The sequence below is a fragment of the Salinispora vitiensis genome (genome assembly GCF_000378825.1).
Classification (GTDB): domain Bacteria; phylum Actinomycetota; class Actinomycetes; order Mycobacteriales; family Micromonosporaceae; genus Micromonospora; species Micromonospora vitiensis.
Genome location: NZ_KB900388.1, coordinates 2,059,004 through 2,084,892, shown reverse-complemented (window position 1 = coordinate 2,084,892; position 25,889 = coordinate 2,059,004). Strand labels below are relative to the sequence as shown.

The 25,889-nt window shown below is 71.1% G+C and carries 22 protein-coding genes; 10 read left to right on the top strand and 12 right to left on the bottom strand.

Translation table 11 applies throughout. The features are described from left to right. Window positions 1-18: 18 nt before the first annotated feature. The 4 genes from SALPAC2_RS0109575 to SALPAC2_RS0109560 form a co-directional block, all read right to left on the bottom strand. Window positions 19-888 (bottom strand): sugar phosphate nucleotidyltransferase, encoded by an 870-nt coding sequence (locus SALPAC2_RS0109575; protein ID WP_018216441.1) that lies wholly within the window; start codon window positions 886-888, stop codon window positions 19-21. Continuing rightward, on the bottom strand, window positions 885-1,427 hold the full coding sequence (locus SALPAC2_RS0109570) for an NUDIX hydrolase (RefSeq protein ID WP_018216440.1): 543 nt from the start codon (window positions 1,425-1,427) through the stop codon (window positions 885-887). Before SALPAC2_RS0109570 ends, SALPAC2_RS0109575 begins: the two co-directional genes overlap by 4 nt. Before the next feature lie 53 nt (window positions 1,428-1,480). Continuing rightward, on the bottom strand, window positions 1,481-3,268 hold the full coding sequence (locus SALPAC2_RS0109565) for a RelA/SpoT family protein (RefSeq protein ID WP_026184580.1): 1,788 nt from the start codon (window positions 3,266-3,268) through the stop codon (window positions 1,481-1,483). 124 nt (window positions 3,269-3,392) lie between these two features. Then, entirely contained in the window at window positions 3,393-5,150 is a 1,758-nt protein-coding gene (locus SALPAC2_RS0109560; RefSeq protein WP_018216438.1) for a DEDD exonuclease domain-containing protein, read from the bottom strand. Window positions 5,151-5,321: 171 nt separating this feature from the next. On the opposite strand from SALPAC2_RS0109560, the gene SALPAC2_RS0109555 reads away from it, so the two are divergent. From SALPAC2_RS0109555 to SALPAC2_RS0109540, 4 genes are all read left to right on the top strand, one after another. Beyond that, on the top strand, window positions 5,322-6,929 hold the full coding sequence (locus tag SALPAC2_RS0109555) for an NYN domain-containing protein (RefSeq protein WP_018216437.1): 1,608 nt from the start codon (window positions 5,322-5,324) through the stop codon (window positions 6,927-6,929). A gap of 217 nt (window positions 6,930-7,146) precedes the next feature. Further along, window positions 7,147-7,356, top strand: a complete 210-nt coding sequence (locus SALPAC2_RS0109550; protein ID WP_018216436.1) for a hypothetical protein — start codon at window positions 7,147-7,149, stop codon at window positions 7,354-7,356. A gap of 305 nt (window positions 7,357-7,661) precedes the next feature. After that, window positions 7,662-8,921 carry a M48 family metallopeptidase gene (locus SALPAC2_RS0109545; protein ID WP_018216435.1) on the top strand — a complete coding sequence of 420 codons (1,260 nt, stop codon included), beginning with the start codon at window positions 7,662-7,664 and terminating at the stop codon, window positions 8,919-8,921. After that, window positions 8,918-10,048, top strand: a complete 1,131-nt coding sequence (locus SALPAC2_RS0109540; protein WP_026184579.1) for a glycosyltransferase family 4 protein — start codon at window positions 8,918-8,920, stop codon at window positions 10,046-10,048. The genes SALPAC2_RS0109545 and SALPAC2_RS0109540 overlap by 4 nt, the downstream gene beginning before the upstream one ends. A 42-nt stretch (window positions 10,049-10,090) precedes the next feature. Here SALPAC2_RS0109540 and SALPAC2_RS0109535 read toward each other — a convergent pair whose 3' ends face one another. The 5 genes from SALPAC2_RS0109535 to SALPAC2_RS0109515 all read right to left on the bottom strand — a co-directional run bounded on the left by SALPAC2_RS0109535 (window position 10,091) and on the right by SALPAC2_RS0109515 (window position 16,960). Beyond that, window positions 10,091-11,800, bottom strand: coding sequence for a putative bifunctional diguanylate cyclase/phosphodiesterase (locus SALPAC2_RS0109535; protein ID WP_018216433.1), 1,710 nt, complete (start codon window positions 11,798-11,800; stop codon window positions 10,091-10,093). 40 nt (window positions 11,801-11,840) lie between these two features. Continuing rightward, window positions 11,841-12,650: an SAM-dependent methyltransferase gene (locus SALPAC2_RS0109530; RefSeq protein ID WP_018216432.1), complete on the bottom strand. Its 810-nt coding sequence runs from the start codon at window positions 12,648-12,650 to the stop codon at window positions 11,841-11,843. Between the two features lie 131 nt (window positions 12,651-12,781). Next, the gene (locus tag SALPAC2_RS0109525) at window positions 12,782-13,447 is read right to left on the bottom strand and encodes a response regulator transcription factor (protein WP_012014490.1); all 666 of its coding nucleotides are present in this window, start codon (window positions 13,445-13,447) and stop codon (window positions 12,782-12,784) included. Between the two features lie 7 nt (window positions 13,448-13,454). Beyond that, the gene (locus SALPAC2_RS0109520; RefSeq protein WP_033661865.1) at window positions 13,455-15,146 is read right to left on the bottom strand and encodes a sensor histidine kinase; all 1,692 of its coding nucleotides are present in this window, start codon (window positions 15,144-15,146) and stop codon (window positions 13,455-13,457) included. A 14-nt stretch (window positions 15,147-15,160) separates the two neighbouring features. Further along, a complete protein-coding gene (locus tag SALPAC2_RS0109515; protein WP_018216430.1) occupies window positions 15,161-16,960 on the bottom strand; it encodes an AMP-dependent synthetase/ligase in 1,800 nt (599 codons plus the stop codon). Between the two features lie 126 nt (window positions 16,961-17,086). On the opposite strand from SALPAC2_RS0109515, the gene SALPAC2_RS0109510 reads away from it, so the two are divergent. From SALPAC2_RS0109510 to SALPAC2_RS0109490, 5 genes are all read left to right on the top strand, one after another. After that, a complete protein-coding gene (locus SALPAC2_RS0109510; RefSeq protein ID WP_018216429.1) occupies window positions 17,087-17,530 on the top strand; it encodes an SRPBCC family protein in 444 nt (147 codons plus the stop codon). Window positions 17,531-17,572: 42 nt separating this feature from the next. Beyond that, window positions 17,573-18,196 (top strand): hypothetical protein, encoded by a 624-nt coding sequence (locus SALPAC2_RS0109505; RefSeq protein ID WP_018216428.1) that lies wholly within the window; start codon window positions 17,573-17,575, stop codon window positions 18,194-18,196. 57 nt (window positions 18,197-18,253) lie between these two features. Beyond that, window positions 18,254-19,210, top strand: coding sequence for an ROK family glucokinase (locus SALPAC2_RS0109500; protein ID WP_188115892.1), 957 nt, complete (start codon window positions 18,254-18,256; stop codon window positions 19,208-19,210). Window positions 19,211-19,309: 99 nt separating this feature from the next. Next, the gene (locus tag SALPAC2_RS0109495) at window positions 19,310-20,716 is read left to right on the top strand and encodes a flavin-containing monooxygenase (RefSeq protein WP_018216426.1); all 1,407 of its coding nucleotides are present in this window, start codon (window positions 19,310-19,312) and stop codon (window positions 20,714-20,716) included. A gap of 108 nt (window positions 20,717-20,824) precedes the next feature. Then, window positions 20,825-21,640: an alpha/beta hydrolase gene (locus SALPAC2_RS0109490; protein WP_018216425.1), complete on the top strand. Its 816-nt coding sequence runs from the start codon at window positions 20,825-20,827 to the stop codon at window positions 21,638-21,640. A gap of 11 nt (window positions 21,641-21,651) precedes the next feature. Here the strand turns inward: SALPAC2_RS0109490 and SALPAC2_RS0109485 are convergent, their stop codons facing one another. The 3 genes from SALPAC2_RS0109485 to SALPAC2_RS0109475 form a co-directional block, all read right to left on the bottom strand. Continuing rightward, window positions 21,652-23,070, bottom strand: coding sequence for an alpha,alpha-trehalose-phosphate synthase (UDP-forming) (locus SALPAC2_RS0109485; protein ID WP_018216424.1), 1,419 nt, complete (start codon window positions 23,068-23,070; stop codon window positions 21,652-21,654). A 264-nt stretch (window positions 23,071-23,334) separates the two neighbouring features. Beyond that, the gene (locus tag SALPAC2_RS0109480) at window positions 23,335-24,138 is read right to left on the bottom strand and encodes a DUF308 domain-containing protein (RefSeq protein ID WP_018216423.1); all 804 of its coding nucleotides are present in this window, start codon (window positions 24,136-24,138) and stop codon (window positions 23,335-23,337) included. A gap of 193 nt (window positions 24,139-24,331) precedes the next feature. Next, window positions 24,332-25,024 carry a Crp/Fnr family transcriptional regulator gene (locus SALPAC2_RS0109475; RefSeq protein ID WP_018216422.1) on the bottom strand — a complete coding sequence of 231 codons (693 nt, stop codon included), beginning with the start codon at window positions 25,022-25,024 and terminating at the stop codon, window positions 24,332-24,334. Window positions 25,025-25,283: 259 nt separating this feature from the next. Between SALPAC2_RS0109475 and SALPAC2_RS0109470 the strand changes: the two genes are divergently transcribed. Beyond that, entirely contained in the window at window positions 25,284-25,805 is a 522-nt protein-coding gene (locus tag SALPAC2_RS0109470; RefSeq protein ID WP_026184575.1) for a polyadenylate-specific 3'-exoribonuclease AS, read from the top strand. Window positions 25,806-25,889 lie beyond the last annotated feature (84 nt).

Sequence of the window (25,889 nt, the reverse complement as noted above, 5' to 3'; positions counted from 1 at the left end):
TCGGCTTCGCCGCTCATGCTAGACGCTCCCGGCGGCGGTGGGTTCGTTGACGACGACGGTGAGGTCGGTCCCCACGCGGATCGCATTCTGAAGTTGCTCCTCCGCTGCCACCGTGGCGCCCGGCCAGACCACAGCCCTGGTGACAGCCCCGTGCACCCGGGCACCCGCCCCGACCACTGCCGACCGGCACTGGCCGGTGACCAGCGCCGTGGGGTGAACCAGGGCGTCGCCGCCCGTGGCGTGCAGGTTGGCGGTGAGATAGTCGGCGGGTGTGCCGGTGTCGTAGAACGTGCCGGGATAGGGGACCACGGTCAGCTCGCCGGCTGCCTCCGCCGGACGCCAGACCGTCCGGACTAGATCTCCGAACTCCGGTGCTAGGTCCCGAACTCGTCGCCAGGGCAGCAGGGAGAAACCGGTGAAGTCGTGGCCGTCGAAGGTGCCGGGTGCCGTCGGGTGCACGGCGGGTTGACCCAGCAGCCGTACGGTCTCGCCATCCCAGTCCTGCAGCAGTGCGGCGATATCCGGCCCAGGTGGACGGTCCGGGTCGGCGAGGTAGGCGTCGGCGTTTCCGACCAGCACGCCCCGCCCGTCGATCCAGTCGCGTAGCTTCGCCAGGCCGCCGGCGGTGCCGAGCGGGCCGTCGGGCTCCACCGACCGGTGGGCCCGGTCGCCGACGTGCGCTACTACCTGCTCGGCGAGGTAGCTGGCGTTGACCGCCACCCGGCTCGTCCCCGTCAGGCCGATCCCGGCGAGCCGCGCGAGCACCCGGTCCAGTAGCGGGACGTTCCCGACCGGACAGAGCGCCTTGGGTACCCGCTCGGTCAGCGGACGCAGCCGGCTGCCCTCGCCAGCGGCGAGGGCCACCGCGCAGATCTCGACGGCGGTCACGGCTGGTGGTCGGGGAGCGCTGGCGGGAACTGCCCGGCCAGCGGCCCGATGTCGAAGTAGCCGAGCAGGCGGGCCGTGGGCCAGGTCAACTTCGGTAGGGCGTCCAGCGGGTGCCAGGCGGCCTCGAAGACCTCCGCACCGTCTACCCGCAGGGCCGTGGTCGACGCCGGGACCTCGGCGGTGAACACCACGTCCACCCAACCCTTGTCGTGGACGACCGCGTTCGGTACCGCCGGGGTCAGCTCGTGGGGGGAGAGCCGGATCCCGGTCTCTTCGTAAAGTTCGCGGCACGCCCCGAGCACCGGCGCCTCCCGCTTCTGCAGCAGCCCCGCTGGCAGCGTCCACCCCCGGCCGGGCGGTTGGCGTAGCAGGAGCAGCCGGCCGGCTCCCGTGGCCTCGGTGTCGCGAACGAGGGTTACCGCACCGACGATGTACTTGGGCACGGTCAGCCGGACCAGGCGACGCCGGACGGGCAGCGGGAGCCGGTAGAAGACCTGGTATGCGACGGCACGTCCGGTTACCCGCAAGCGGCAGATCATGCGTTCAGGCTAATGCCGTCGGGTGAAGCTCTGCGGCCCTGGGGCCGGTCGGGTCACCGACGGTGGTCGACCAGGTCGATGAGCTGCTGCACCACCGCGTCCGGTGCGATCGCCCGGTCGAAGACCGCGACGAGCATCGTCTCCAGATCGGGGTAGCCGAGCTCCTCGGAGAGCCGGAGCAGGGGCAGGTCGCTGGCGAGACCGCGATCGTGCTTGCGTAGGGCCAGCCCGACGGCGGCCCGGCCGAGGCGGACCTTGTCGGCGATGGAGATTCCCGGTTCGGTGTGGTCGGCGAACCAGCGGTTGATCTGCATCTGGGCTTGTGGGGACTTGACGAAGCCGAGCCACTCCCGACGGGGGCCCCGCGGGGCCCCGTCGAAGTCACCGGGCGTCTGCTCGGTCTCGGTGAAGATCTCCACGACGTCGCCGTCCTCGAGGCAGGAGGAGAGCGGGGCGAGTCGACCGTTGATCCGGGTCGCCAGGCAGTGGTCACCGCGCTCGGTGCCGAGCTCGTACGCGAGGTCGACCGGGGTGGCTCCGGCGGGCAGCACCACCTGTCGCCCGTCGGCGAAGACCTGGATCTGCGCCTCGGCGAGGTCGCTGCGCAGTGACTCCAGGAACTGCGCCGGGTCGGCGGTCTCCTGTTCCCAGTCCAGCACGCGTCGCAGCCAGTCCAGTCGTTCGTCCTGAACGGCCTGGTCAACGTGGGCGCGGGGGAAGCGGTAGCTGGCGGCGATGCCGTATTCCGCACAGCGGTGCATCTCTTCGGTGCGGATCAGCACCTCCACCGTGCGGTCTCGCAGCCCGCGAACGCTCGTGTGGAGGGAGCGGTAGAGGTTGTTCTTCGGGGAGGCGATGTAGTCCTTGAACCGGCCGGGTACCGGTGGCCACGTGCCGTGAATCGCGCCCAGAGCCGCGTAGCAGTCGGTGTCCGGGCCGTTCACGACGACTACGACCCGGGGCAGGTCGTACGGGGTGGCGTGGTCGCCGGCCACGGTGTCCTTCCAGATCGAGTAGAGGTGGCGCGGCCGGGGGTTCACCTCGGCGTTGACCCGGCTACGGCGGAGCGCCGTCTTCGCCCGGGAGACGATTTCCGTCAGGTATGCGTCCCAGCCGGGCCGGTCGTGCAGGTGCCGGGAGATGCGGTCGTGCTCCGCTGGCTCCAGGTGCATCAGGACGATGTCATCCAGTTCTCGCTTGAGCTTCTGGATGCCCAGCCGGTCGCAGAGCGGAACGAGCACCTCCTGGGTCTTGCGGGCGATGCGTTCCCGGGACGCGGCGGAGCGAACTCCGAGTGTGCGCATGTTGTGCAGCCGGTCCGCCAGTTTGATGATCAATACGCGGACGTCCTTGCCGGCCGCGATGATCATCTTTCGGGTCGTCTCGGCCTCGGCGGCCTTACCGTAGAACGCCTTGTCGAACTTGGTCACTCCGTCAACCAGGTGGGCGACCTCGGGCCCGAAATCGTCGGCGAGGGCTTGGAGGGTGTAGCGGGTGTCCTCGACGGTGTCGTGCAGCAGCGCTGCGACCAGGGTGGTCGCGTCCATGCCGAGGCCGGCGCAGATCTGGGCGACCGCGAGCGGGTGGGTGATGTAGGGCTCACCGCTCTTGCGGAACTGCCCGCGGTGCATCGTCTCGGCGATCGTGTAAGCCCGACGCAGCACCGACGGGTCCGTTCCGGAGTGGATGTTCCGGTGGGTGCGGACCAGCTCACCAACCGGTTCGGCCTCGGTGGTGGACCAAGCCAACAAGGTCCGCAGTCGGCGGGTCAGCGGCAGCTCCGCCGGTTGGGGCGGAAGTCCGCCCTCCAAGGCGGCGCCGTGTCCGGCGTCGACATCCACGAGGGATACCTCCTCACCCCGGCCCCAGGTCACCGTGCCCGGTACCGGGAGCCGGCCCAGAAACGGGCGGGACTGCACTTGTTAACAGCTTATGCGAGTCAGCGTCATCCGATCAGCTAGTTGGTCATGGGCTTTCGGTCGAGAATTGGTGGGAAGCCGCGGTTGCCGCCTTCGTAAGTAGGGCTCGGAACCGGCCCGCACCGGCGGTCGGGGAGGCCCAGGCGGACGACATCTCTACCAACCGGGTCTCCGGACGCTCCAACCAGGACAGAATGCATTCGGTCTCCTCGGCGCTGGTAGCCGGAGTAGGTCCGTGCCCCGGGGTGACGGTCTCCGCGGTCGCCCGGATCGTGGCGATCGTCGGTCGTGGGTGGATTCCGGGCGGGGACACCCCGGCGCCGGCCAGCCGTCCGTGCCGCACCAGCGCCAACTCCCAACCCCCGTCCGGCGCCGGCCGGGCAGCCACCACCTCGGCGATCCCGGTCAGCGCGGCGAGTCGCTGCATCCGGATAATCGCGCGCAGCACGGCGGTGAGCCGGGACCGCACCACCGCGGCCTCCTCGTAGCGTTGTCCCGCCGAGAGTGTCTCGATTCGGCCAAGCAAGGCGTCCACCACGCCCTGCGGGTCGCCGCCACACGCCGTACGGAAGGGCGTCGTCGCGCGGTCCGCGTACTCCGCCGGAGTGATCCGGTGTTCGCAGGGCGCCGGGCAGCGACCCAGCTCGGCCACGGCGCAGGCCGGCGTGGCCTTCCGTAGCGACAGCCGGTGCGTGCACTGCCGCAGCGGCATCGCGTCGTGGAAGCCGGCCGCCGCGAGCTCCGCGGCGCGCCGGGAGGCGAAGGGCCCGAGGTAGGCCTCGTCCCCCGGGGCCAGGTTTCGCACCACCGACAACCGTGGGTACGCCTCGTCGGTCAGCTTCAGCCAGACCACCCGCTCGGGGAACTTCGACCGTCGGTTGTACGGCGGGGCGTGTGTCCCGATCAGGCGCAGCTCCCGCACCTGGGCCTCGAGCGGGTGGGCGCACTCCACCGCCTCCACCCGCTCGGCGGCGGCGAGCATCTCCGAGATGCGGGCCCGCTTCTCCCCGGCCGTGAAGTAGCTGCGGACCCGGGTGGCGATGTCGACCGAGGTGCCGACGTAGAGCGGGCGGTCGTCGGTGCCTCGGAACAGGTAGACCCCGGGCGCGTGGGGCAGGCCCTCGGCGAGGTGTCGCTTGCGGCGCTGCGTCGGGGTGACCGCCCGGGCGAACTCGATCGCCTCGCCGATGGTGTGCACCCGGTGGCCACCGAGCCGCGCGATCAGGCCGTGGAGCACGTCAACGGTGGCCCTCGCATCGTCCAACGCCCGGTGGGTGGGCCGGGTGGCGGTGCGGAAGTATGCCGCGAGGGTGCCGAGTCGGCGGTTGGGCACCTCGTCGCGGGTCAGCACCCGTCGGGCCAGCGCCGCCGTGTCCAGCACCCGCGGGTTCGGCCAGCGGTAGCCGTGCGCCGCGCAGGCCGCCTTGAGGAACCCCACGTCGTACGGGGCGTTGTGGGCAACCAGGACCGCGTCGGCGGAGAGGAACTCGAGGAAGCTCGGCAGGACCTCGGTGATCGGTGGGGCGGGCCGCAACATCGCCTGGGTGATGCCGGTGAGCACGGTGACGAAGGGTGGGACCGATGTGCCGGGGTTGACCAGGGTGGCGAGTTCGCCGAGCTGTTCGCCGCCGCGGACCTTCACCGCGCCGATCTCGGTGATGCCGCCGCCGTCCGGCGCGCCGCCCGTGGTCTCGAGGTCGACCACGACGAAGGTGGTCGCGTGGAGCGGCAGTGCCGGGTCAACGCCGCCGACAGCGGGGTCGAGACCGGCCAACAACTCCTGGACATATTTCTGCGGTGCCATCGGCGGGCACGCTAACGGCCCGGTCCGACACCGTGCCCCGCGGCCTTCGCCATCGTGTCGCCCGTGGCGTCGCCGACTTCGGTGGGCGGCGGAGAGTTGACAGCAGTACTGCGATGAGATATCGGCTCACTCGCTCGGCGGTGCGCCGGGCGACAGTGGGAGACTTGCCATATGCCCCTCGCCGAGCCGTACGACGACGACCACCGCCCCGTGGACGAGTCGGTCGCCGCTGCGCCGGAGCCGGGCATCGAGGGTACGGGGGGCACTCTCGATGATCCGGTTGTCGCCGGCGCCACCGCGTCCACCGCCAACCCGGCCAGCACCGGCATCGCCGGTGCGTCCGGTTCCGGACCCCGCAGCGGGGCCGATCCCGTGTCATCCGCTGACGGTCCCGCGCCAGCGGGCGACGGTCCCGCGTCGTCCGCTGACGGTCCCGCGCCGCCGGGTGACGCGGGCCCCGCAGCGGAGGGCGGTCCGGAACCGGTGCTGCCGGAGCCGGTCCGGCAGCGGATCGTGGTGCTGGCCGCCGCGGTGTTGCCCGGCTTGCCCGCCGACGAGGTGCCGGTCCCGCTGCGCCGGGTGGCCAAGTTCGCCCCCAACCGCCGGGCGCGGCTCGGCGCGCCGATGATCGCGACCCAGCTGACCGGCGACCCACTGTTTCGTCAGCGGGTAGCCGCGCGGGTGCTTGCCGACGCCGGTGACCTCGGCGCGGCGGTGCTCGGGGGCACCGCGCCGGCCGCCGCCGAGCCGGTGGAGGTTGCGGCACTGGCGTACCTGGCGCGTCCGCGGGGGTGGCGGGACCTCATCGAGTCCAGCGGCGCGGCGGTCCGGGCCGAGGCGGACAGCGCGGTCGTCGCCGAGCTGGTCCGAGAGGCCGAACAGCGGGCTACCCGGGCAGAACACGACCGTGCGGTGGTTCGGGTCGAGGCAGACAAACTCCGCGACGAGCTGGCCCGGGTCCGCGAGGAGATCGGCCAACTCCGGGAAGAGTCACGGCAGCTTGGCCGGTCGTTGCGGGAGACGCAGGCTCGAGAGCGCCGGGCGAGCGAGTTGCTCGCCACCGAGCGGGGCCGGGCGGCGCGCGTGACGGCGGACGCCGAGGCGGAGCTGCGCCGGGCCCGGGCCCGGCTGGCCGAGGCGGAGGCGGCGGCCGGGGTGGCCCGGGCCAGTGCCAAGGAGTCCAGGTCGGTTGACGACGCCCGGTTGTGGCTGCTGCTGGAGACGATCGGTCAGGCCGCGGTGGGCCTGCGGCGGGAGCTGGCGTTGGATCCGGCGGACAGCTTGCCGGCCGACTTCGTCGCCGAAGCCTTCGCCGACCGGTCCGACGCTCCCGTGACGGGCGTCGCCACCCGGGCCCGGGACTCCGACGATCCGGCCCGGTTGGACCAGCTGCTCGCGTTGCCCCGGGCGCATCTGGTGGTGGATGGCTACAACGTCACCAAACGAGGCTTCGGCGAGATGTCACTGGAGCAGCAGCGTAAGCGGTTGATCACCGGGCTGGGGGGGATTGCCGCGCAGACCGGCGACGAGGTGACCGTGGTCTTCGATGGCGCCGAGCGGATGCATGGCTTGCCGCCGAGTCCCCGGGGCGTCCGGGTGCTCTTTTCCCGTAAGGGCGAGACGGCCGATGAGCTGATCCGGCGGCTGGTCCGGGCCGAGCCGTCGGGGCGGCCGGTGGTGGTGGTCTCTGCGGACCGGGAGGTGGCCGATGGCGTACGTCGGCACGGCGCCTACCCGTTGGGCGCCGACGCGCTGCTGCGCCGGCTGGCCCGTTCCTGACTGGCCGGAGGATTCAGCCCGAGCGGACGCGGCAGTCGGATTTGACTCCCGGGGGAACCCGGTGGCGAGTTGATCTAGTTGTCCGGGATCTGTCATACGCTGTGTCTAGCGTCGATGTGACCGACGGTGTTGGGCGGACCTCGCAGAGGTGGGGTGCGGGCGTGGTCAGGAAGCGCGACCTGCTGGCCCGGTCACCCTCGGCGCGGCGGGAGGCGTGATGTTGATCGACTGTGACGGTTGCGTGGGTCGGGCAGACGGCTGTTCGGGTTGCCTGATGACCGTTCTGCTCAACGAGACCGTGGAGTTCGGTGCGGCCGAGGTACGGGCGATGGAGGTCTTCGCTCGGGCCGGGTTCGACGTGCAGGTGCTGTCGGAGCCCCGGCCTCCGGCGGACCGGCCCGGCCGTCGCCACCGTCGGGTGGCCTGAGCTGCCCATCGGAGCGGGGCGGGCCGCGTGGTGCCCCGTGGGGCGGGCCGCGTGGTGCCCGTGGGGCGGGGAGCCGCATGTGCCCGGGGGCGGGGAGCCGCGTGGTGCCCGCGGAGTCTCGACGCACCTACTGCGGCCGGCCCCGATCGTCCGGTTGTCGTCGATGGTGTGTGCACCTCGTCCGTCGGGACCGGGTGGCCACTACGATGGGCGCGCACAGCGGGAGGGAGTGGCATGACGCGGGAATGGCGCGCTGCGGGCGGGTCCGTCGCGACCGCCGGCATCGTGGGCCGGGAGGCGAACCGGTGAGTCCGCGCGGCTGGGCCCTGCTCACGCTGGTCGGGCTGGTCGCTGCGCTGGCCGTCACCGCCGCGGTGCTGATCCCGTGGCAGCGCCCGCCGGCCCCGCGCGCCGACCAACTCGCCGCCCTAGACGAGCTACCGGGAGAGCAGGTGCGTAGGGGGCGGGAGTTCCGGGCGGCACTGCGGCCCGGCGGCTGGGCGGCGCTCGGCGTCGGCCTGTTGGTGGCGCTCGCGCTGGGCCTCACCCCGCTGGGCAGTCGCCTGGTCGAGCTGGTTGGCCGCCCGTTCGGTGGGCACTGGGCCGCGCAGGCGGTGCTCGGTGGGCTCACCGTGGTGCTCGTCGCCGACCTGATGACCCTGCCGTTCGCCGCCTGGCGACACAGCGTGCTCACTCGCTACGGGCTGGCGACCAACAGCTGGGGTGGCTGGACCGCTGACCTGCTCCGGTCGTACGCGGTCAGCGCCGTCATCGGGGCAGTGGCCCTGGCTGGCTTCTACACCGTGATCCGGCTGGCGCCGCGCTGGTGGTGGGCGTTCGGCGCGGCCGGGGCAGCCGGCCTGGTGATGCTCTTGTCCTTCGTGTTCCCGGTGCTGGTGGAGCCGGTGTTCAACCGGTTCACCCCGTTGGAACCGAGCCCACTGCGGACAGAGTTGATGGAGCTGGCGGACCGTGACGGCGTACCGGTCCGGGACGTGCTGGTGGCGGACGCCTCCCGTCGCACCCGCGCCGTCAACGCCTACGTGTCCGGGCTGGGGCCGACCCGGCGGATCGTCGTCTACGACACCCTGCTGCGCGAAGCCACCCCGGAGGAGGTGACCGCGGTGGTGGCCCACGAGTTGGGGCACGCCAAGGAGCGCGACGTGGTGGTCGGCACGCTGACCGGCGCGCTGGGCGCGGCGGTGCTGGTGGTGGCGCTCTACCTACTCGGGTTTGTCGCTCCGTTGCTCCGGATGGCCGGTGTTGACTCGATCGACCAGCCGCGGGCCTTCCCGTTGCTGTTGGCACTGGTGACGGTGGCCGGCCTGGTCGCCACGCCGGCACAGGCGTTGATCTCCCGTCGGGTCGAGGCACGGGCTGACGCACACGCGCTGGCGCTGACCAGGGACCCGGGCGCCTTCGTGGCGATGCAGCGCCGACTCGCCGGCATCAACCTCGCCGACCCCGACCCGCCCCGGCCGGGATACCTCTATTCCGCCAGCCATCCGTCCACCGTGGAGCGGATCGCCGCTGCCCGCGCCTATGCCAGGAAGACCAGCCGATGAGCGAGAGCCGAACGTTGCTTGTGACGAACGACTTCCCACCTCGGCCCGGGGGAATCCAGTCTTTCGTGCATGGCCTCGCGGTGCGCCAGCCCGCGGGCTCGGTGGTGGTCTACGCCTCGAGTTGGCGGGGCGCCGAGAAGTTCGACGCCGAACAGCCCTTCGAGGTGGTGCGGGAAGACACCAAGGTGCTGCTGCCCACCCCGCTGGTGGCGCGGCGGGTCACCCAGCTTGCGAGGGAGAACGACTGCGATACGGTCTGGTTCGGTGCAGCGGCACCACTCGGGCTGCTCGCCGCGGGTCTGCGGCGTCGGGCCGGCGTGCGGCGGGTGGTGGCACAGACCCACGGGCATGAGATTGGCTGGGCAGCACTTCCCGGTGCCCGTTCCGCACTACGGCGGATCGGCCGGGACGTTGACGTGACCACGTACCTGGGGGAGTACACCCGGCTCCGGCTGGACCGGGCGTTGCGTGGGTCGACCGAGCTGCGTCGGCTCGCGCCCGGTGTCGACCTCGACACCTACCACCCGGCCGTCCAGGGCGACTCGGTGCGGGCCCGGCTCGGGCTGGTTGACCGACCGGTCGTGGTCTGTGTGTCCCGGCTGGTGCCGCGAAAGGGGCAGGACACGCTGATCCGGGCGTTGCCGGAGATCCGCCGCCGGGTCCCGGACACCGCACTGCTGATCGTCGGGGGCGGGCCCTACCGGAACGGGCTGGGGAAGCTGGCCCGGCAGGTCGGTGTCGAGCGGGACGTGGTCTTCACCGGCACGGTACCGGGGGCGGAGTTGCCCGCGCACTACGCGGCCGGCGACGTGTACGCGATGCCGTGCCGTACCCGGAACCGGGGTCTGGACGTGGAGGGGCTGGGCATCGTCTACCTGGAGGCCTCCGCGACGGGGCTGCCCGTGGTGGCCGGTGACTCCGGCGGCGCACCGGATGCGGTGCGCGACGGCGAGACGGGTTTCGTGGTGCGGGGGCGGGACGTGGCCCAGCTCGCCGACCGGGTGGCGACCCTGCTTGCCGACCGGGATCTGGCTCGCCAGTTTGGTGCCGCCGGTCGGGCCTGGGTCGAACGCGAGTGGCGGTGGGAGACCCAGGCCGCCCGGATGACCACACTCCTGCAGCCCTGAGCGACGCGGTTGGCCCGGAGCGGCGGTGTTCAGCCCCGGCGGTCAGCCCAGTCGGGCCAGAATCCGGTCAGCAGGTTCTGGACGGCCGAAGTGCCAGCCCTGGCCGGCGTCGCAGCCGATGGCCCGCAGCCGTTCGGCCTGCCCGGCGGTCTCCACCCCCTCCGCGGTGACGGTCAGGTTGAGCGCGTGGGCGAGCGAGACCAACGATGCGACGATCCTTTCGTCTGCCTGGGGCTCCTGGGCGCGCAGTCCGGCAACGAACTCCCCGGCCACCTTCAGCTCGGTTACCGGTAGGTCGCGCAGGTACGCCAGGTTGCTGTAGCCGGTGCCGAAGTCGTCGATGGCGATGCGGACACCGAGGTCTGCGAGGCGGCGCAGCGCCTGCACCGGTTCCTCGGCGGGGCTCATCATGGCGCTCTCGGTGATCTCCAGCTGGAGACGTTCCGGCGGTAGTCCGGTGTGTCGCAGTATGTTGCGGACCTCCTGCACCAGGCCCGGCCGGTGCACCTGCCGGACGGCGAGGTTGACGCTCACGAACGGCGTTCCGGTGGTCGCCGACCAACTGCCCGCTGCCCGGCACGCTTCGGCGAGCACCCACCCACCGAGCGGGATGATCAATCCGGTCTCCTCGGCAAGGCCGATGAACTGGCCCGGGCGCAGAACACCCAGCTCCGGATGCCGCCAGCGCACCAGTGCCTCCACACCCAGCATGCGGCCGTCGCGCAGGGAGGCGAGTGGTTGGTAGTCGAGGTAGAACTCGCCCCGGTCCAACCCGGCGGGGATCGCCGCGGTCAGTGCCTGGCTGGTTAGCTCTCGGCGGTCGCGCTCGGCATCGTAGAGCGTCCAGCGACCGCCGCCGGCTGCCTTGGCCCAGTGCAGGGTGCAGTCGGCGGCCCGCATCAGCTCGTTCGCGGAGGCGCCGGCAACCTGCCGCTCCACGATGCCGATGCTGGTCCGGACCGTCACCTCGTGGCCCGCCACCGCGGCCGGTTCGTGCACGGCGGCCAGGGCCGCCTCCGCCACCGCGATCACGTCCCGGGTGCCGCCGGTGCGTTCGATCAGGATGACGAACGCGTCGCCGCCGAGTCGGGCGACCAGATGCCCGGTGAGGGCCTGGCGCAGCCGGTTGGCCACTTCCGTGAGCACCCGGTCTCCGGCCTGGTGCCCGTGCTGGTCGTTGACCCGCTTGAACCCGTCCAGGTCGAGATAGCAGAGGCCGACCCGGTCCGTGTCGCGCTGCGGCGCCTCCAGCGCCGCGGTGAGCCGCTCGGTGAAGAGATTCCGGTTCGGCAGGTCGGTGAGCGAGTCGTGGGTGGCCTGGTGCCGAAAGCGGGCCTCGCTGGCCCGGAGCGCCCGTTCGGCCTTCGTGCGCTGTGCCATCGCGGCCCGCCGGATCGACTCCTGCTCGTCCAGCGTGCGGTCGCGCAGCGCCCGGGCGTACCCGGTGGTCACAGCGGCGAGCAGCCGGGCCAGGCGGTCCGTTACGTCCTCGGCGACCAAGCCCAGATCGCGTACGAGACGGAGCTGAACGACCTCAACGGTACGTCCCAGCGCCTCGGCGGAGGCGATGTGTGCGGCCACCAACTCGGCGCCGACGCGCTGACCGGCTCGCAGGTCGAACGGCTCGGCGAGCAGGGCTGCCGCCAGCTGCCGGCCGAGGCGGTCAAGTAGTCGCTTGAGCTGTGCCTGGGTCATCGGCAGGTAGCTCGTCCCGGCGATCGCGTTCGCCCATTCCTGAGTGAAGACCGTCATGCCGGGGCTGGCACCCCCTGGCTGAGCCGCGGTGGCTGGGCTAGCCACCGATCCGCCCCACGCCACCGAGGAATGCCGACGCCTCGGCGTTCACGCTGCTCTCCGGTGTCTCCGGGCGCCACTGCGGGACCCACACCACCCCGGGCTCGACCAACTCGAAACCGTCGAAGAGCGTGGTCAGTTCGGACCGGCCACGGAACCACAGTGGACTGCCGGTGCGTTGGTACACCGCCTCGGCGTCGTTCCGCTCGGTGTCCCGCCGCCCCTCGTCGCTGGCCTGCGACAACACCAGCCAGCTCCCGGGAGCGAGGGCCTCGCGCAGGGCCCGCAGCAGCTCGGTGGGGCGGTCGTCGTCGGAGACGAAGTGCAGGACGGCGACGATGAGCACCGCCGTCGGCTCATTGAGGTCGAGCAGCCGACGGAGCTCGGGATGGCCGAGGATACGGTCGGGGTGCCGCAGGTCCTCCTGCACCACGGTTGCCTGGTTGTTGTCAGCGAGAATCTCCTGGCTGTGCGCCACTGCCACCGGGTCGGTGTCGACGTAGACAACCCGGGAGCTAGGGGCGACCTGCTGGACGATCTCGTGCACGTTGCCGACCGTGGGGATTCCGGAGCCGATGTCGAGGAACTGGCGGACCCCGGCATCAACCAGGAAGTGCACCGCCCGGCGCAGGAAAGCACGGTTTGCCTGGGCCATCAGCGGGGCTTCTGGAACGGCTGCGACCATGGCCTGCGCTGCTGCCCGGTCCACCGCAAAGTTGTGGGAGCCGCCAAGGTAGTAGTCGTACATTCGGGCGACGCTGGGACGCTCGATGTCAATGTCGTCGGGTGCCCAGTCCGGCCGTCGCATGCCTCACCTCTTCGTGCGCACGGGGCCCGCCCCTGCAGACCGCCCCTCCGCCGGGGGAGACCTTAGCGTGACATCGCGCCGACGGACACTGCCGTAGATGAGAAGTTGTCCGCTTGTTAGCTGGGGGGAGATCAGAATTTTGGTGCGTCGGGAGCCTCGAGCAGACCGAGCCGGAGCGCAGTCATCAATGCCTGGGCGCGATTGGCGGCGCCGAGCTTCTCGTACAGTTTGGAAATGTGGGTCTTGGCAGTGGACTCACTGACGAAGAGTTGCTTGGCGATGCCAGCCACGCTCATTCCGTCGGCGAGCAGGCGCAGCACCTGCCCCTCGCGTGGGGAGAGCTGCGGCCCGGACGGGGCCAGCCGGCGCTTCATCGCCTCAGCCAGGTCGGCAGCGGTGAAGGCGCTGGGCGAGGAGGCGGCGTGCCGGGCGGCAGCGACCACCTCATCCGCCGGGGCGGTTTTCGGGACGAAGGCACTCGCGCCCGCCTCGAGCGCGCCGAAGAGCTGGTCGTCGCCGGCGTACATGGTCAGCACGACGATGCCCATCGTGGCGCTGGACTTGCGTAGCGCGCGGGTGGCCTCGAGGCCGCTGCCGTCGGGCAGTCGTAGGTCCATGATGACCACGTCCGGTTGGAGGGCGCCGGCCTGGCGGACCCCCTCGGCCGCGGTGGCAGCCTCGCCGACGACCTCGAACTGCCGGTCGCGCTCGAACGCATGCCGCAGCCCTTTACGGATCAGGTCGTGATCGTCCACAAGGAGGACCTTGGTGCGAGTGGCGGGTGTCGGTGTGGTCATCCTCGGGTTACTCCCCTTCTACTGCGGTACTGCCACGCACGTTATCGCGTTGGGACGACGAACCCACCACCACGGCCACCGTTGTGCCGCTCGGCTGCCGCGGCCGGATCTCCAGTCGACCTCGGATACGTTCCGCCCTCTCGGCCATGATCGCAAGACCGTAGTGCCCGTCCGTACGGTGGTCGGAGATCCCGTGACCGTCATCCGACACTTCAATTTGGGCGTACGGCGGGTCCACCGCACAGGTGACCCAGAGGTTCGAGGCACCAGCGTGCTTGCGGGCGTTGGCCACCGCCTCCTGGGCGATCCGCAGGAGCTCGGCCTCGGTGGCGGCGGGCAGCCGGGCGGTCGACTCGTCCAGCGAAAGGTGCACCCGCAGGCCGCCGGAGACCCCGACCGTGCGCGCGTACTCGGCGATGGCGGCGGCGAGGCCACCGTGCCGGTCCACCTCGCTGCGCAGCTCGAAGAGGCTGAGCCGCAGCTCGGTGATGACCCGGGTGACCTCCTGACGTAGCCCACGCAGCGACTCGGCGGTCTCCTCGGTGTCCTCGTGCACCGTGGCCAGGGCGTTGTCGATGCCGTAGCCGACCATCACCAGTTCCTGGGCCACCCCGTCGTGGATCTCCCGGGCGAGTCGTTGCCGCTCCTCGTTGGTGGCCAGGGAGCGCACCTCGTCGAAGAGCAGGGCTGCCTCCAGGCGCAGCGCGGCGGGGGAGGTCAGCCCGGTTGCCCGGGCCACCACCGCGGGTGGGTACGCATGCGCGACATCCGCCTCCAGCACCACCAGTCCGACCGTGCGCACCCCGGCGACCAGCGGCACGATCAGCGCAGAGACCTCCCCACCGACGGGTGAGCGGGCTTGCGAGTGCGCGGCGGTCTGTGGCTGCTGGCTGGCCCACGCGTCGGCGATCGCCGAGTCCGCGTCCAGCGTGGTTTCCCAGTCCACCCGGTCGGCGCCGCACTGGGCCAGGACCACCAGCCGGCCACCACCACTGGCGGACAGGACGGCCCCCCGGTCCGCCCGGGCCAGCGTCCGCAGCTCCTCTAGCAGGTGCTCGGAGATGCCGCCCGGGTCCAGTGTGGCGCCAGGTAGCTTTCGAGCGACGGTGCGTAGCTGGGTTAGGAGGCGGGTCGCCTCCGCGTACGGCTGGGGCTTGCTGTCGCTGTGCGCCCGGATCACCCGGTGCAGGGTTCGCGCCGCATAGAGCCCGAGGCCGGAGAGGGCCAGCCACTGGGCGCTGACCGCCAGGTAGCCGACCTGGAAGATTTGCCGCTGGCCGTCGATCTGGGTCAGCGCCCCGGCCAGCAACAGGGTGAGACCGATGACCGCCAGCAGCCCTGCGCCCTCGCGGAAGCGTCGGCGCAGGGCGGTGACGGTGATCGGGACGGTCAGATATGGCAGCACCGCGGAGGCGCCCAGCCCAGCGTTCTGCGCGCCGATCGTCGCCACCGAGGCGACGTGGCTGGTGGCGAGCCCCAGCACCACCACCTCGGCGCCCCGGCTCAGCGGCCCGAGCCGGTCGTGTGTCGGTGCGAGCAGTGCCGGCAGGCCCGCCGCCGCCAGGAGCGCGATCCACCACAGCTGGGCGAGGTCGTGCGTGGCGAGCAGGCTCAGTACCGCCACCAGGGCCAGCATCACCACACGCGCGGCAGCGGCGAGGGGATGCGGTCGGGGCGGACTCGGAGTGGAGGCGGGCACCTGACGGATGGTAGTCAGCTTCGGTAGATTTCAGCGATTTCTGCAGCGTACGACTTGTGCACGATTTGTCGTTTTACTTTGAGGGAGGGGGTCAGCTCGCCGGTCGTCTCGGTGAAGTCCCGGGGCAGGATTCGGAAGACTCGGATCGCCTCGGCCCGGGACACGGCCTGGTTGGCCGTGTCGATCGCGGACTGGATCTCGGACCGCAGCCCCTCATGATCGCGTAGCTGCTCGACCGGGGTGGTCGCCGGCAGACCGGCCTCCTCCAACCACGCCGGAAGCGCCTCCTCATCCACGGTGACCAGCGCCGCGACAAAGGGCTGCCGGTCGCCGACCACCACGCACTGGCTGACCAGCGGGTGTGACCGGACCTGGTCCTCAAGGACCGCCGGAGCGACGTTCTTGCCGCCCGCGGTCACGATGATCTCCTTCTTCCGGCCGGTGATCTGCAGGTAGCCGTCGCTGTCGAGCTGACCCAGATCGCCGGTGCGGAACCAGCCGTCGGCGGTGAGCACATCCGCGCTGGCGGCCTCGTTGCGCCAGTAGCCCCGGAAGACCAGGTCTCCAGCGACGAGGACCTCCCCGTCGTCGTCAATCCGGATGGTCACCCCGGGCAGCGGCCGCCCGACAGTGCCGATCCGGATGGCGTCGGGCAGGTTGGTGGAGGCAGCGGGGGAGGTTTCGGTCAGCCCGTACCCCTCGTAGATGGTCACCCCCACGCCGCGGAAGAAGTGCCCGAGTCGCGCGCCCAGCGGCGCCCCGCCAGAGATCGCATCGTTGCACCGCCCACCGAGCGCGGCGCGCAGCTTGCGGTAGACCAGTCGGTCGAAGAGCGCGTGCTGCACCCGCAGCGCCAGGCCCGGCCCGGTCGCGGTCTCCAGCGCCTCGCTGTACGCGATCGCGACGGCCTCGGCACGGGCGAAGATCCGACCCTTGCCGGAGGCGTCGGCCTTCTGCTTGGCGCTGTTGTAGACCTTCTCGAAGACCCGGGGGACGGAGAGCACGAACGTGGGGCGAACCGTCTGCAACCGGGGGAGCAGGTCGCTGGTGTCCGGGCAGTGGGCCATGGTGGCGCGCGCCTGCACCACACCGACCTGGATCAGCCGGGCGAAGACGTGGGCGAGTGGCAGGAACAGCAGGGTGGAGGCGCCCGGGCCGAACAGGTTGGGTAGCACGGGCACGGCGTTGGCGATGTCGGCGAAGATGCTGCGGTGGGTCAGCATGCACCCCTTGGGGCGGCCGGTGGTGCCGCTGGTGTAGACGAGGGTGGCGATGTCGTCGGCCCGCACGGCCGCGCGGCGCTGCTCGATCTCGGTCGGGTCAACCGACTCACCACCGGTGACCAACTCGTCCATTCCGCCGCGGTCGATCTGCCACACGTGCGTCAGCTCGGGGACCCGGTCGCGGACACCGGCGACCAGCTCGGCGTGCGCGTCCGTCTCCACCAGGACGCCGACCGCCCCCGAGTCGGACAGGATCCAGGCGGTCTGCTCGGCGCTGGAGGTCTCGTAGATCGGGACGGTGACGGCGCCGGCAGCCCAGACCGCGTAGTCGAAGAGCGTCCACTCGTACCGGGTGCGGCTCATCAGCCCGACCCGGTCGCCGGGCTTTACCCCGGCCGCGACCAGGCCGCGTGCCGTCGCGACCACCTCGTCGCGGAACTGGCCGCAGGTCACGTCGACCCAAGTGTCGTCGGCACCCGCGCGGATGAACTGCACCACGTCTGGGGCTACCTCAGCGTTTTCCCAGACCGGATCGGTTAGGTTGGCCGAGTCGCCGACGGTGACGATCGGTGGGACGGAGAACTCGCGCACCTGCACTCTCCTCGTGTTCACGCTGGCTGGGCAGGCCGCCCTCGCGGTCGGCTCTGTCGCAACCTACCCGCCCAGCGCCGCGGGTGGTGTAGACAGGTTCGTCACACGGCCGGGTAGCCTCCCCCCATGGCGGACTCCTCCACCCAGTCGATCACGATCGGTGCGGCACCGGAACAGGTGGCGGCGGTCATCTGTGACCTGCCCCGCTACCCCGAATGGACCGACGCGTTGCGGCAGGTTGAGGTGCTCGAGGAGGACGCCGACGGCTACGCCCGTCAGGTGCGGTTCACCCTCGACGCCGGCGTCCTAGTGGACGAGTACGTGCTGGTCTACGAGTACGCGGCGGACCTCAGTCGGATTGGGTGGCACCTGGCGGCGCCCTCCCGAATGCAGCGCTCCCAGCACGGTTCGTACGACTTGGTGGGCAACGCGGACGGCACGACCACGGTGACCTACACCCTGGAGGTCGAGCTGTCGGTGGGGATGCTTGGGATGTTTCGCCGTAAGGCTGAGAGAATGATCATGGAAGCTGCGTTGAAGCAGCTCAAGCACCGGGTAGAAAGCATCTGACGCGCCGTGTTGACGCGGCCGTTTCGGTAGAGGGAGCCGACCATGGGGGCAACGGATCCGGGTTCGGCCCGGGAAGAGGCGGAACGGCTGGTCGCGACCCTGTTGGCCGCGGTGCGGCTCGCCGGGGCCGGCGCGGAGGGCGGCACCTCGTGGGGTCCGCTCGGCGGGATTGTCTCGAGTGTTCTCAGTCACGCTGGGAGTTCGACCGGTGCCGGCCTGTCGACCGGTACGGCGGAGTGCTGTATCTGCCCGCTCTGCCGGGCGATTGTCGCCTTACGAGACCCAAGTCCGGAATTCGCCGAGCGGCTCGCCACCGGAGCCGGTGACCTGGCTGCCGGAGTGGCGAGCCTGCTCCGGGCATTCGCCTCGGCGCAGCCGGCTCCCACCGCCGCGGCGGACCCCACCGCGGAGACCGCGGCATCGGGGAGGCCAACCCCCGTGTGGCAGGCAGCTACCCGGAGCAGGCATGATTCTCCGTCGGCGCCCGAGGGGGATGTCTGGTCCGCTGCGACTCGGGCGGAGGAGGACCCCGTCCCGGCCGCCGCACCGCCCGTCAACGGCGCCGGGCCGACCGCGACAGAGAAGATACCGGCGACGGCTGACCGTCCCGTGGTGCCCGCCGCTCGGGTGCCCGGCGACATGGGCGAGGACGCCCGAGGGGCCTGACCCAGTACCCCGACCCAATCGGCGTAAGCCCCGGGCCGGGCAGTACAGCAGAGGGGAGTGGCAGCGGTGACGCTGACCATCGGAGTGGACGTCGGTGGCACGAAGGTCGCAGCCGGCGTCGTGGACGACTCGGGCACGGTGCTCGTGCAGACCCGACGGGACACTCCCGCGGATGACGTCGGCAAAACCTGTGACCTCATCGTCGAGGTGGTCCGAGAGCTGGCCGAGGGGCGGGCGATCGAGGGGGTCGGCATCGGTGCGGCCGGCTGGATCGACGCCCGCCGTTCAACTGTGCTTTTCGCCCCGAACCTCGCCTGGCGGGACGAGCCGCTGCGCGAGTTCGTCAATGACGCCACCGACCTGCCGGTGATCGTGGAGAACGACGCCAACGTGGCCGCCTGGGCGGAGTTCCGCTACGGTGCGGCCCGCGACGCCGAGGACTCGATGGTCATGTTCACCATCGGCACCGGGGTCGGCGGCGGCATCGTGCTCGGCGGTGAGTTGGTGCGTGGCGCGCACGGCATCGCCGCCGAGCTGGGACACATGCTCAGCGTGCCGGACGGGCACCAGTGCGGCTGCGGCCGGCTGGGCTGCGTCGAGCAGTACGCCAGCGGGAGCGCCCTGGTGCGGTTCGCCCGGGCGGCAGCCCGCCAGGAACCGCACCGTGCTGCCGCCCTGCTGGCCTGTGCCGGCGGCGACGTTGAGGCGATCACCGGCCGGATGATCACCGTCGCGGCGCAGGACGGCGACCCGGTCTCCACCGAGGCTTTCGCCCAGGTCGGCCACTGGCTCGGCAACGGTCTCGCCGACCTGGCCCAGATCCTGGACCCGCAGGTGTTGGTGGTCGGCGGTGGCGTCGTCGAAGCCGGTGAGCTGCTGCTGGGCCCGGCCCGCTCCGCCTACACCGAGGCGCTCTCGCAGCGGGGCCGGCTGCCGGTGGCGCAGGTCTGCCCCGCCAAGCTCGGCAACGACGCCGGTCTCATCGGCGCTGCCGACCTCGCCCGTCGAAGCTAGGACGCCGGCCGGTACGACGCCGGGCTGGACATTGGGCATCCGATGTGGGCAGGATGCTGCGCGACCTGGCATCCGTACCGCACCTAAGGAGATGCCTCGGTGACCACCTCCACCGATCACGGCCGGCCCGACCCGGAGTCGAGCACCTTCGACCCGGCCCGGGCGGGCCGCTCCGTCTCCGACCGCGGTGAGACTGTCTGTGTGATCGGGGCGGGCCCGACCGGGCTGACCGCGATCAAGAATTTGACCGAGCATGGGTTCGGCGTCGACTGCTACGAGCGGGAGACCGGTGTCGGCGGGGTGTGGAACTGGCGGCACGACCGCAGCCCGGTCTACGCCAGCACGCACCTGATCTCGTCGCGTCCGTTAACCCAGTTCCCCGACTTCCCGATGCCGGACGACTGGCCGGACTACCCGCACCACAGTCAGCTGCTGTCCTACCTCGAGCGGTACGCGGACCATTTCGACCTGCGCCGGCACGTCTGGTTCGGTACGGAGGTGGTGCGGGTCGAGCCGGTTGACGGCGACCGGTGGGACGTCACGACCCGCAGCACCGGCGGCTACGGCCCGGAACGGACCTCCCGGTACGCCGCGGTAGTGGTCGCCAACGGCCACAACTGGTCGCCGAAGCTACCCACCTACGAGGGCCTTACCGAGTTCCGTGGCGAGGTCATGCACGCCTCGGCCTACCAGGACCCGGCGCAGTTGCGGGGCAGACGGGTGCTGGTGGTCGGAGCTGGCAACACCGGCTGCGACATCGCTACCGAGGCGGCCCAGCAGGCCGCCCACTGCTGGCACTCCACCCGCCGTGGCTACTGGTACGCGCCGAAGTATCTCCTTGGCCGTCCGGCTGACCAGCTCAACGACCTGATGCTGGCGCTGCGGGTACCCCGGCGGCTCCGGCAGTGGCTCTTTCACCGCCTCCTCCGGGCGAGTGTGGGGGATCTGACCCGCTTCGGTCTGCCGCGCCCCGACCACCGGATGCTGGAGACGCATCCGATCGTGAACAGTCAGCTTGTCTACTATCTGGGCCATGGTCGAGTCACTCCGGTGCCGGAGGCCGTCCGTTTCCACCCGGACTCCGTCGAGTTGGCGGATGGCCGGCAGGTCGATCCGGAGCTGGTCGTCTTCGCCACCGGCTACCTGCCCCGGTTCGAGTTTCTCGACCCGAAGATCCTTGGCGACGATGGCACGACCGGGCGTCCGGTGCTGTGGCTCAACGCCTTTGTGCCGAATCATCCGACCCTGGCCGTGGCCGGCCTGGTGCAGCCGGATTCTGGCATCTTCCCGCTGTCCCACTGGCAGAGCGTGCTCTTCGCCCGGTTGCTGCGGCTGCGGGAGACCCGGCCCGGCAAGACGGCAGCCTTTGCCGCCACGGTGACCGCGCGGGCGGGGGAGCGCTACTCGGGGCCGGTCAAGGAGAGTAGCCGGCACTGGTTCGAGGTCGGTCACGCCGACTACCTGCGCGCCCTGCAGCGCGCCCTGCACGACCTGGAGGCCAAGTGAGTGCGAGGAGTGAGCTTGCGAGCCCCGCAGTCGCGAGCGGAGGGTGGGGTTGGTGAGTGCGAGGAGTGAGCTTGCGAGCCCCGCAGTCGCGAGCGGAGGGTTTACCCGGTGAGCCGGCAGGTGCGGATCATGCGGGGGCGGGAGTGGGCTCGCCCGGTCCGTCCGGTGCGGCGCGAGGTGCTCGAGGCCACCCCCGGGCTGGATGAGGGCCGACCACCGTTGTTGTTCGTCCCCGGCTTCGGGCACGGTGCGTGGGCGTTCGCCGAGCACTGGTTGGGGCACGCCGCCGAGCGCGGTTTCTCTGGGTACGCGTTGAGTCTGCGTGGGCAGGCTGGCAGTGGACCGGCGCCGGAAGCCACGCTGCGGGCGTACGCCCACGATGTGGTGCAGGTGGCCGCGGGCTTGTCCCGCCGGGCGGTGCTGGTCGGGCATGGGGCCGGGGCGCTGGTGGTGGCGCACGCCCTGGCCCGCTACCCGGCCCGGGCCGCCGTGATGGTGGCCCCGGTCTTCGGTGGTTGGGCGACGGCGTTCACGGCGCTGCGCCGTAACCCCCTGGGTACGCTGCCCGCGCTCGTTGGCGGCCGGCTGCGGTGCAGCCGCGCCCAGCTGTTCGGTCGGGAACTTCCCCGGGACGAGGCGCGGCGGCACCTGTCCCGGCTGGGCCGCCCCGCCCGGCGTGCCCAGTGGCAGCTACTGCTCGGGCGAGAGCCCGAGCCGGCTGTGGGCGACCCACCGGTGTTGGTGCTCGGCAGCCCGGAGGACCGGGTCGTGCCGCACCCGGTGCTCACCCGGGCGGCGAGACGGTACGGCTCGGCCCCGCTGCTCTTCCCCGGCATGAGCCACGACCTGATGCTGGACGCTCGGTGGCGGGAACCGATCGACGGGATCCTCGACTGGCTGGAGAAGGAGCCGTCCGCCGGCTGAGCCCGGGTGGGTCAGCGGGTGGTACCGAGTCGGCTGAGTAGGGCGCTGTCCTGGTCCAGCGCGGCGAGGTAGGAGCGAGCCCAGGCGTGGATGTCGTGCTGGCGCAGGTGTGTCCGCATCGCTCGCATCCGCCCGCGGACCTGCTCCGGTTGGGCCCGCAGCGCCGCGAGCAGGCCCTGCTTGAGGCCTTCCAGGTCGTGTGGGTTCACCAGGTACGCCTGGGCCAGCTCGGCGGCGGCGCCGGCGAACTCACTGAGCAGCAGCGCGCCGGTGTCGTCTACCCGGGCGGCTACGTATTCTTTGGCGACCAGGTTCATGCCGTCCCGGAGCGGGGTCACCGCCATCACATCTGCGATCCGGTAGAGCGCGGCCAACTCGGCACGGCCGAAGGGCTGGGTCAGGTAGTGGATGGCCGGCTCGCCGACGCGGCCGAATTCGCCGTTGATCCGGCCGACCTCGCGCTCTACCCGTTCGCGGAGGATCTGGTACTGCCCCACTCGTTCCCGGCTGGGCACCGCCACCTGAACCAGGACAGTGTCCTGTACCTTGATGTGCCCGTCGGCGATCAGCTCGCTGTACGCCTTCAGTCGCTGCTCGATGCCCTTGGTGTAGTCCATCCGGTCCACGCTGAGGATTACGCGCTCCGGGCTGCCCAGGTCACGGCGGAGCCGCTTGGCGCGGTCGGCGACGTCGGGTCGGTCGGCCAGGGCGGCCATCTCAGCGGTGTCGATGGAGACCGGGAACGAGCCGACGCGGACGATCCGGCCGTCAACGGCGATTCGACGGTCGGTGGCCGGCAGCCCGAGTACCCGGTCGGCGAGCTGGGCGAAGTTGTGTGCCGCTTGGGCGCGCTGGAAGCCGACGAGGTCGGCGCCGAGCATTCCCCGCAGTAACTCGGCCCGCCGGGGGAGCTGCATGAACAGCTCCGGCGGTGGGAACGCCACGTGGAGGAAGAAGCCGATTCGCAGGTCCGGGCGGAGTGCCCGGAGCAGACCGGGTACGAGCTGTAGGTGGTAGTCCTGCACCCAGACCACGGCGCCGGGCTCGGCCACCTCGGCGACGGCCGCCGCGAACCGTTGGTTGACTCGCTGGTACGCCTCCCACCAGCGGCGGTGGTGCTCCGGCTGTTCAACGGCGTCATGGTAGAGCGGCCAGAGCGTGGCGTTGACGAAGCCCTCGTAGTGGTCACGCAGATCTTCGGCGGTGAGCGGCACCGGGCGCATCCGGACACCGTCGACGTCGGGCAGCGCCGGTGCCGGTCCGGTGCCACCCGCCCACCCCACCCAGGTGGCGGGGGTCTGCCGTAGTGGCGAGTGCAGGGCGCTCACCAGGCCACCGGGGCGGCGGCGCCACTCGCAGGCACCGTCCGGCGCCGTACTGTCGTCGATGGGGAGGCGGTTGGCGACCACCACCAGGGAACTCTGTCGCACCTCGGACGTTTCCGATCTGCCGGAGACCGCCGCAACAGGGGGGTAGGGCCGGCAGCCGGCGGAGGGGGAATGACGGACAGCAGTATTCCTACTAACCGTAAGTTACACCACTGTTACGTCCCAGCTTTGGAGTGGGTGCTCGGTCGGCCCGCAATCGCTGCGGTGGGCCGACGATGATGGGCGGCTCGTAATCGATGCGGGGGACCACGGCGGGTGGGCTGCCGGAGCGGGTGGGGTTGCCTGATTCGGGCCAGTAGGCCCAGCTCAGACGACGGCGCCGTCGTCCGGGTCGTGTTCGTCCCGGTCGCCGGGGCGGAGCCGGCAGATCAGGGTGACGAAGCCGGCGAGGATGCCGGTGAAACCGAGCAGGGTGACAATCCCCGGGTCTACCGGGAGCAGCTCCGGGTAGAGGAAGAGTAGGAAGCCGACCACGATGGCCAGGACGCCGAGCGCGGCGTACTTGGAGATGCGGGGCAGTGGTGGGGGTGGGGGCGGCGTGTACCGCTCTGCCTCCTCCTGCTCGTCGTCGGGCAGGCCCGCGCCGAAGGTGTCCAGCCCGTCGAGGAGCGAGGGCTCCTCCTCCCGCCCTTGGCTGACGGTGACGCCGGAGACGTCCGCCGCGTACGGCAGGCGCCGCGTGTCGGTGGAGGTCCGGCCGGCCCGGTCGTCGTCCACGTCCTCGGCAGCGGGCCACCGGTTGTCACCGCCGCTGGCGGAGGTGGTGTGGAACCCGGCGACTATCCGTGCCCATTCGGCCTCGATGTCGGGCTCGTTGTCCCGGGTCCGGTCGGTGGCACCTTCGTCGGCGAGCTGGGTGAGGTAGTCCCGGGCGGTTCGCAGGTGGGAGCGGTCCACGTACAGCCGGTCGATCGGCCGGGGTGGGACGGTGGTGGTGCGGGTGACGGGGTTGAGGTCGGCCGAGGGTTGTAGATAGGCGGCGATGCCCCCGGCGGCGAGGACGTCCAGAAGATGCTCACCGACCCGGGGATCCACGTCGCCAGCGACCGCGTAGTCACTTGCGTCGATCCCGTTGTCCCGCCGTCCCCGGCGGGCCCCACCCGCTGACACCGGACAACCTCCTCTTCGCGCGCCGGGGGCGCGCTCCCGAAGCCCTCTCGGCGTCTGTGCCCGCCGTGCCTTGAATCGTGACACGCCGGGGGCCGGTTGCGGGAGTGCGTTCGCTCGCGTCTTGCGATCGGAGCAGTCGTGGGTGGGGCCCGGCCGGGGCCGTCGCCCACCCCGACCCCGATTGTACGTGCCGTCAGCGCTCGCTCATGCCGGCGCGGCGGCGCAGCGAGGCCACGTCGGTCACCACGATCCGGCGGCCCTCGGTGCGCAGCCAGCCCCGGTTGGCGAAGGAGCCGATCGCCTGGTTGACGCTTTGCCGGGAGCCGCCGGCCATCTCGGCGAGCTGGCTCTGGTTGAGCTCGATGGTGATCATCGGGGCCTGGCTCTCACCAGCGAGGCGGACCAGTGTCTTTGCCACCCGTCCGGGCAGATCGAGGAAGACGTGGTCGGCGTTCTGCTCGGTCAGCCGGCGGATCAGGCTGCCGAGGGAGCGCATCACCGCGTCGAGGATGCGCGGATTTGAGTGCACCAACTCCATGAACGCCCCCCGGGACAGGGCGAGGGCCGCGCAGTCCTCGATCGCCTCGGCGGACGCAGATCGGGTGGAGGCGTCGAGTAATGAGACCTCGCCCAGCACTTCCGGCGGCCGGATCACCGACAGCACCGCCCGCTCGCCGGTGGGAGCCGTGCGGAAGACGGCTACCGCGCCGCGGCGTAGCACGATCAGGGACTCGCCCGGGTCGTTTTCGACGAAGAGTAGCTGCCCCTTGCGGTAGGTGCGTGGCACCGCCGCCGAGATTACCCGTTGCCGGGCTTCTGGCTCGAGGCCGGCGAACATCTCGACGCCCGTGAGCGCGTCACCTGGCTCCGGTAGGCGCACCTCCACGGCCCAACCCCTCCCCGGTCAAGGACCCTTGACTCGCTCCCGGGTGAACCTGACAGGGGCTGCCAGGGTACTCCGACGCCTCCGGTAGCGGTACACATCAGATCATGACGGCCTGGTTGCTTGCTGTACACCCCTCAATTCGTTTGCGTGACCTTCGAGACCTATCCGATACCAGTCCTGACCTGCGAGGACGCGGAGCATTCGGGCCGGTGGCACCCACCCCGGCCCGGTCGTGGCGGCGTACGCCAAGATGGCGTCGATGGTTTATCGCTACTTTTATGACTGCGAGTTCATCGAGGATGGCCGCACCATCGATCTGGTGTCGATCGGCGTCGTCGATGAGTACGGCCGTGACTTCTACGCCGTCTCGACCGAGTTCGACGACTCCCGGGCGGTGCCCTGGGTACGTCGTAACGTGCTGAGTCAGCTGCCGTCGCCGGCGGATCGGGCCTGGCGGTCCCGCGCCCGAATCCGGGACGAGCTGGAGGAGTTCCTGTTGGAGCCGGTCCGGGGCCGTCCGGGCGAGCAGCTGGAGCTGTGGGCGTGGTACGCGGCATACGACCACGTGTCGCTGGCGCAGCTGTGGGGGGCGATGCCAGCACTGCCTCGGCAGATCCCGCGCTTTACCAAGGACCTGCGCCAGCTCTGGGACGACCGGGGTCGTCCGCCGTTGCCGGACGCGGAGGCGGCTCGGCATGATGCGCTGGTGGACGCGCGACACAACCTGGCTCGGTGGCAGGCCATGACCGGATCGGGTCGGACGGGACCGGGTCACCGTTGATCAGATCTCGCTCCGGGGCTGGTCTACCGCCTGGTTCCCAGGGGCGCGGTGTCGGCGCGCACCGGACGGGACTACAGTTCGCAA

Bases quoted from the DNA above. Each gene is read 5' to 3' on its own strand.
- SALPAC2_RS0109530 (WP_018216432.1), bottom strand. From the start codon at position 12,650: ATGCGACGGCCGGACTGGGCACCCGACGACATTGACATCGAGCGTCCC.
- SALPAC2_RS0109525 (WP_012014490.1), bottom strand. From the start codon at position 13,447: ATGACCACACCGACACCCGCCACTCGCACCAAGGTCCTCCTTGTGGAC.
- SALPAC2_RS0109570 (WP_018216440.1), bottom strand. From the start codon at position 1,427: ATGATCTGCCGCTTGCGGGTAACCGGACGTGCCGTCGCATACCAGGTC.
- SALPAC2_RS0109555 (WP_018216437.1), top strand. From the start codon at position 5,322: ATGCCCCTCGCCGAGCCGTACGACGACGACCACCGCCCCGTGGACGAG.
- SALPAC2_RS0109550 (WP_018216436.1), top strand. From the start codon at position 7,147: ATGTTGATCGACTGTGACGGTTGCGTGGGTCGGGCAGACGGCTGTTCG.
- SALPAC2_RS0109505 (WP_018216428.1), top strand. From the start codon at position 17,573: ATGGGGGCAACGGATCCGGGTTCGGCCCGGGAAGAGGCGGAACGGCTG.
- SALPAC2_RS0109510 (WP_018216429.1), top strand. From the start codon at position 17,087: ATGGCGGACTCCTCCACCCAGTCGATCACGATCGGTGCGGCACCGGAA.
- SALPAC2_RS0109540 (WP_026184579.1), top strand. From the start codon at position 8,918: ATGAGCGAGAGCCGAACGTTGCTTGTGACGAACGACTTCCCACCTCGG.
- SALPAC2_RS0109535 (WP_018216433.1), bottom strand. From the start codon at position 11,800: ATGACGGTCTTCACTCAGGAATGGGCGAACGCGATCGCCGGGACGAGC.
- SALPAC2_RS0109470 (WP_026184575.1), top strand. From the start codon at position 25,284: ATGGTTTATCGCTACTTTTATGACTGCGAGTTCATCGAGGATGGCCGC.
- SALPAC2_RS0109560 (WP_018216438.1), bottom strand. From the start codon at position 5,150: ATGGCACCGCAGAAATATGTCCAGGAGTTGTTGGCCGGTCTCGACCCC.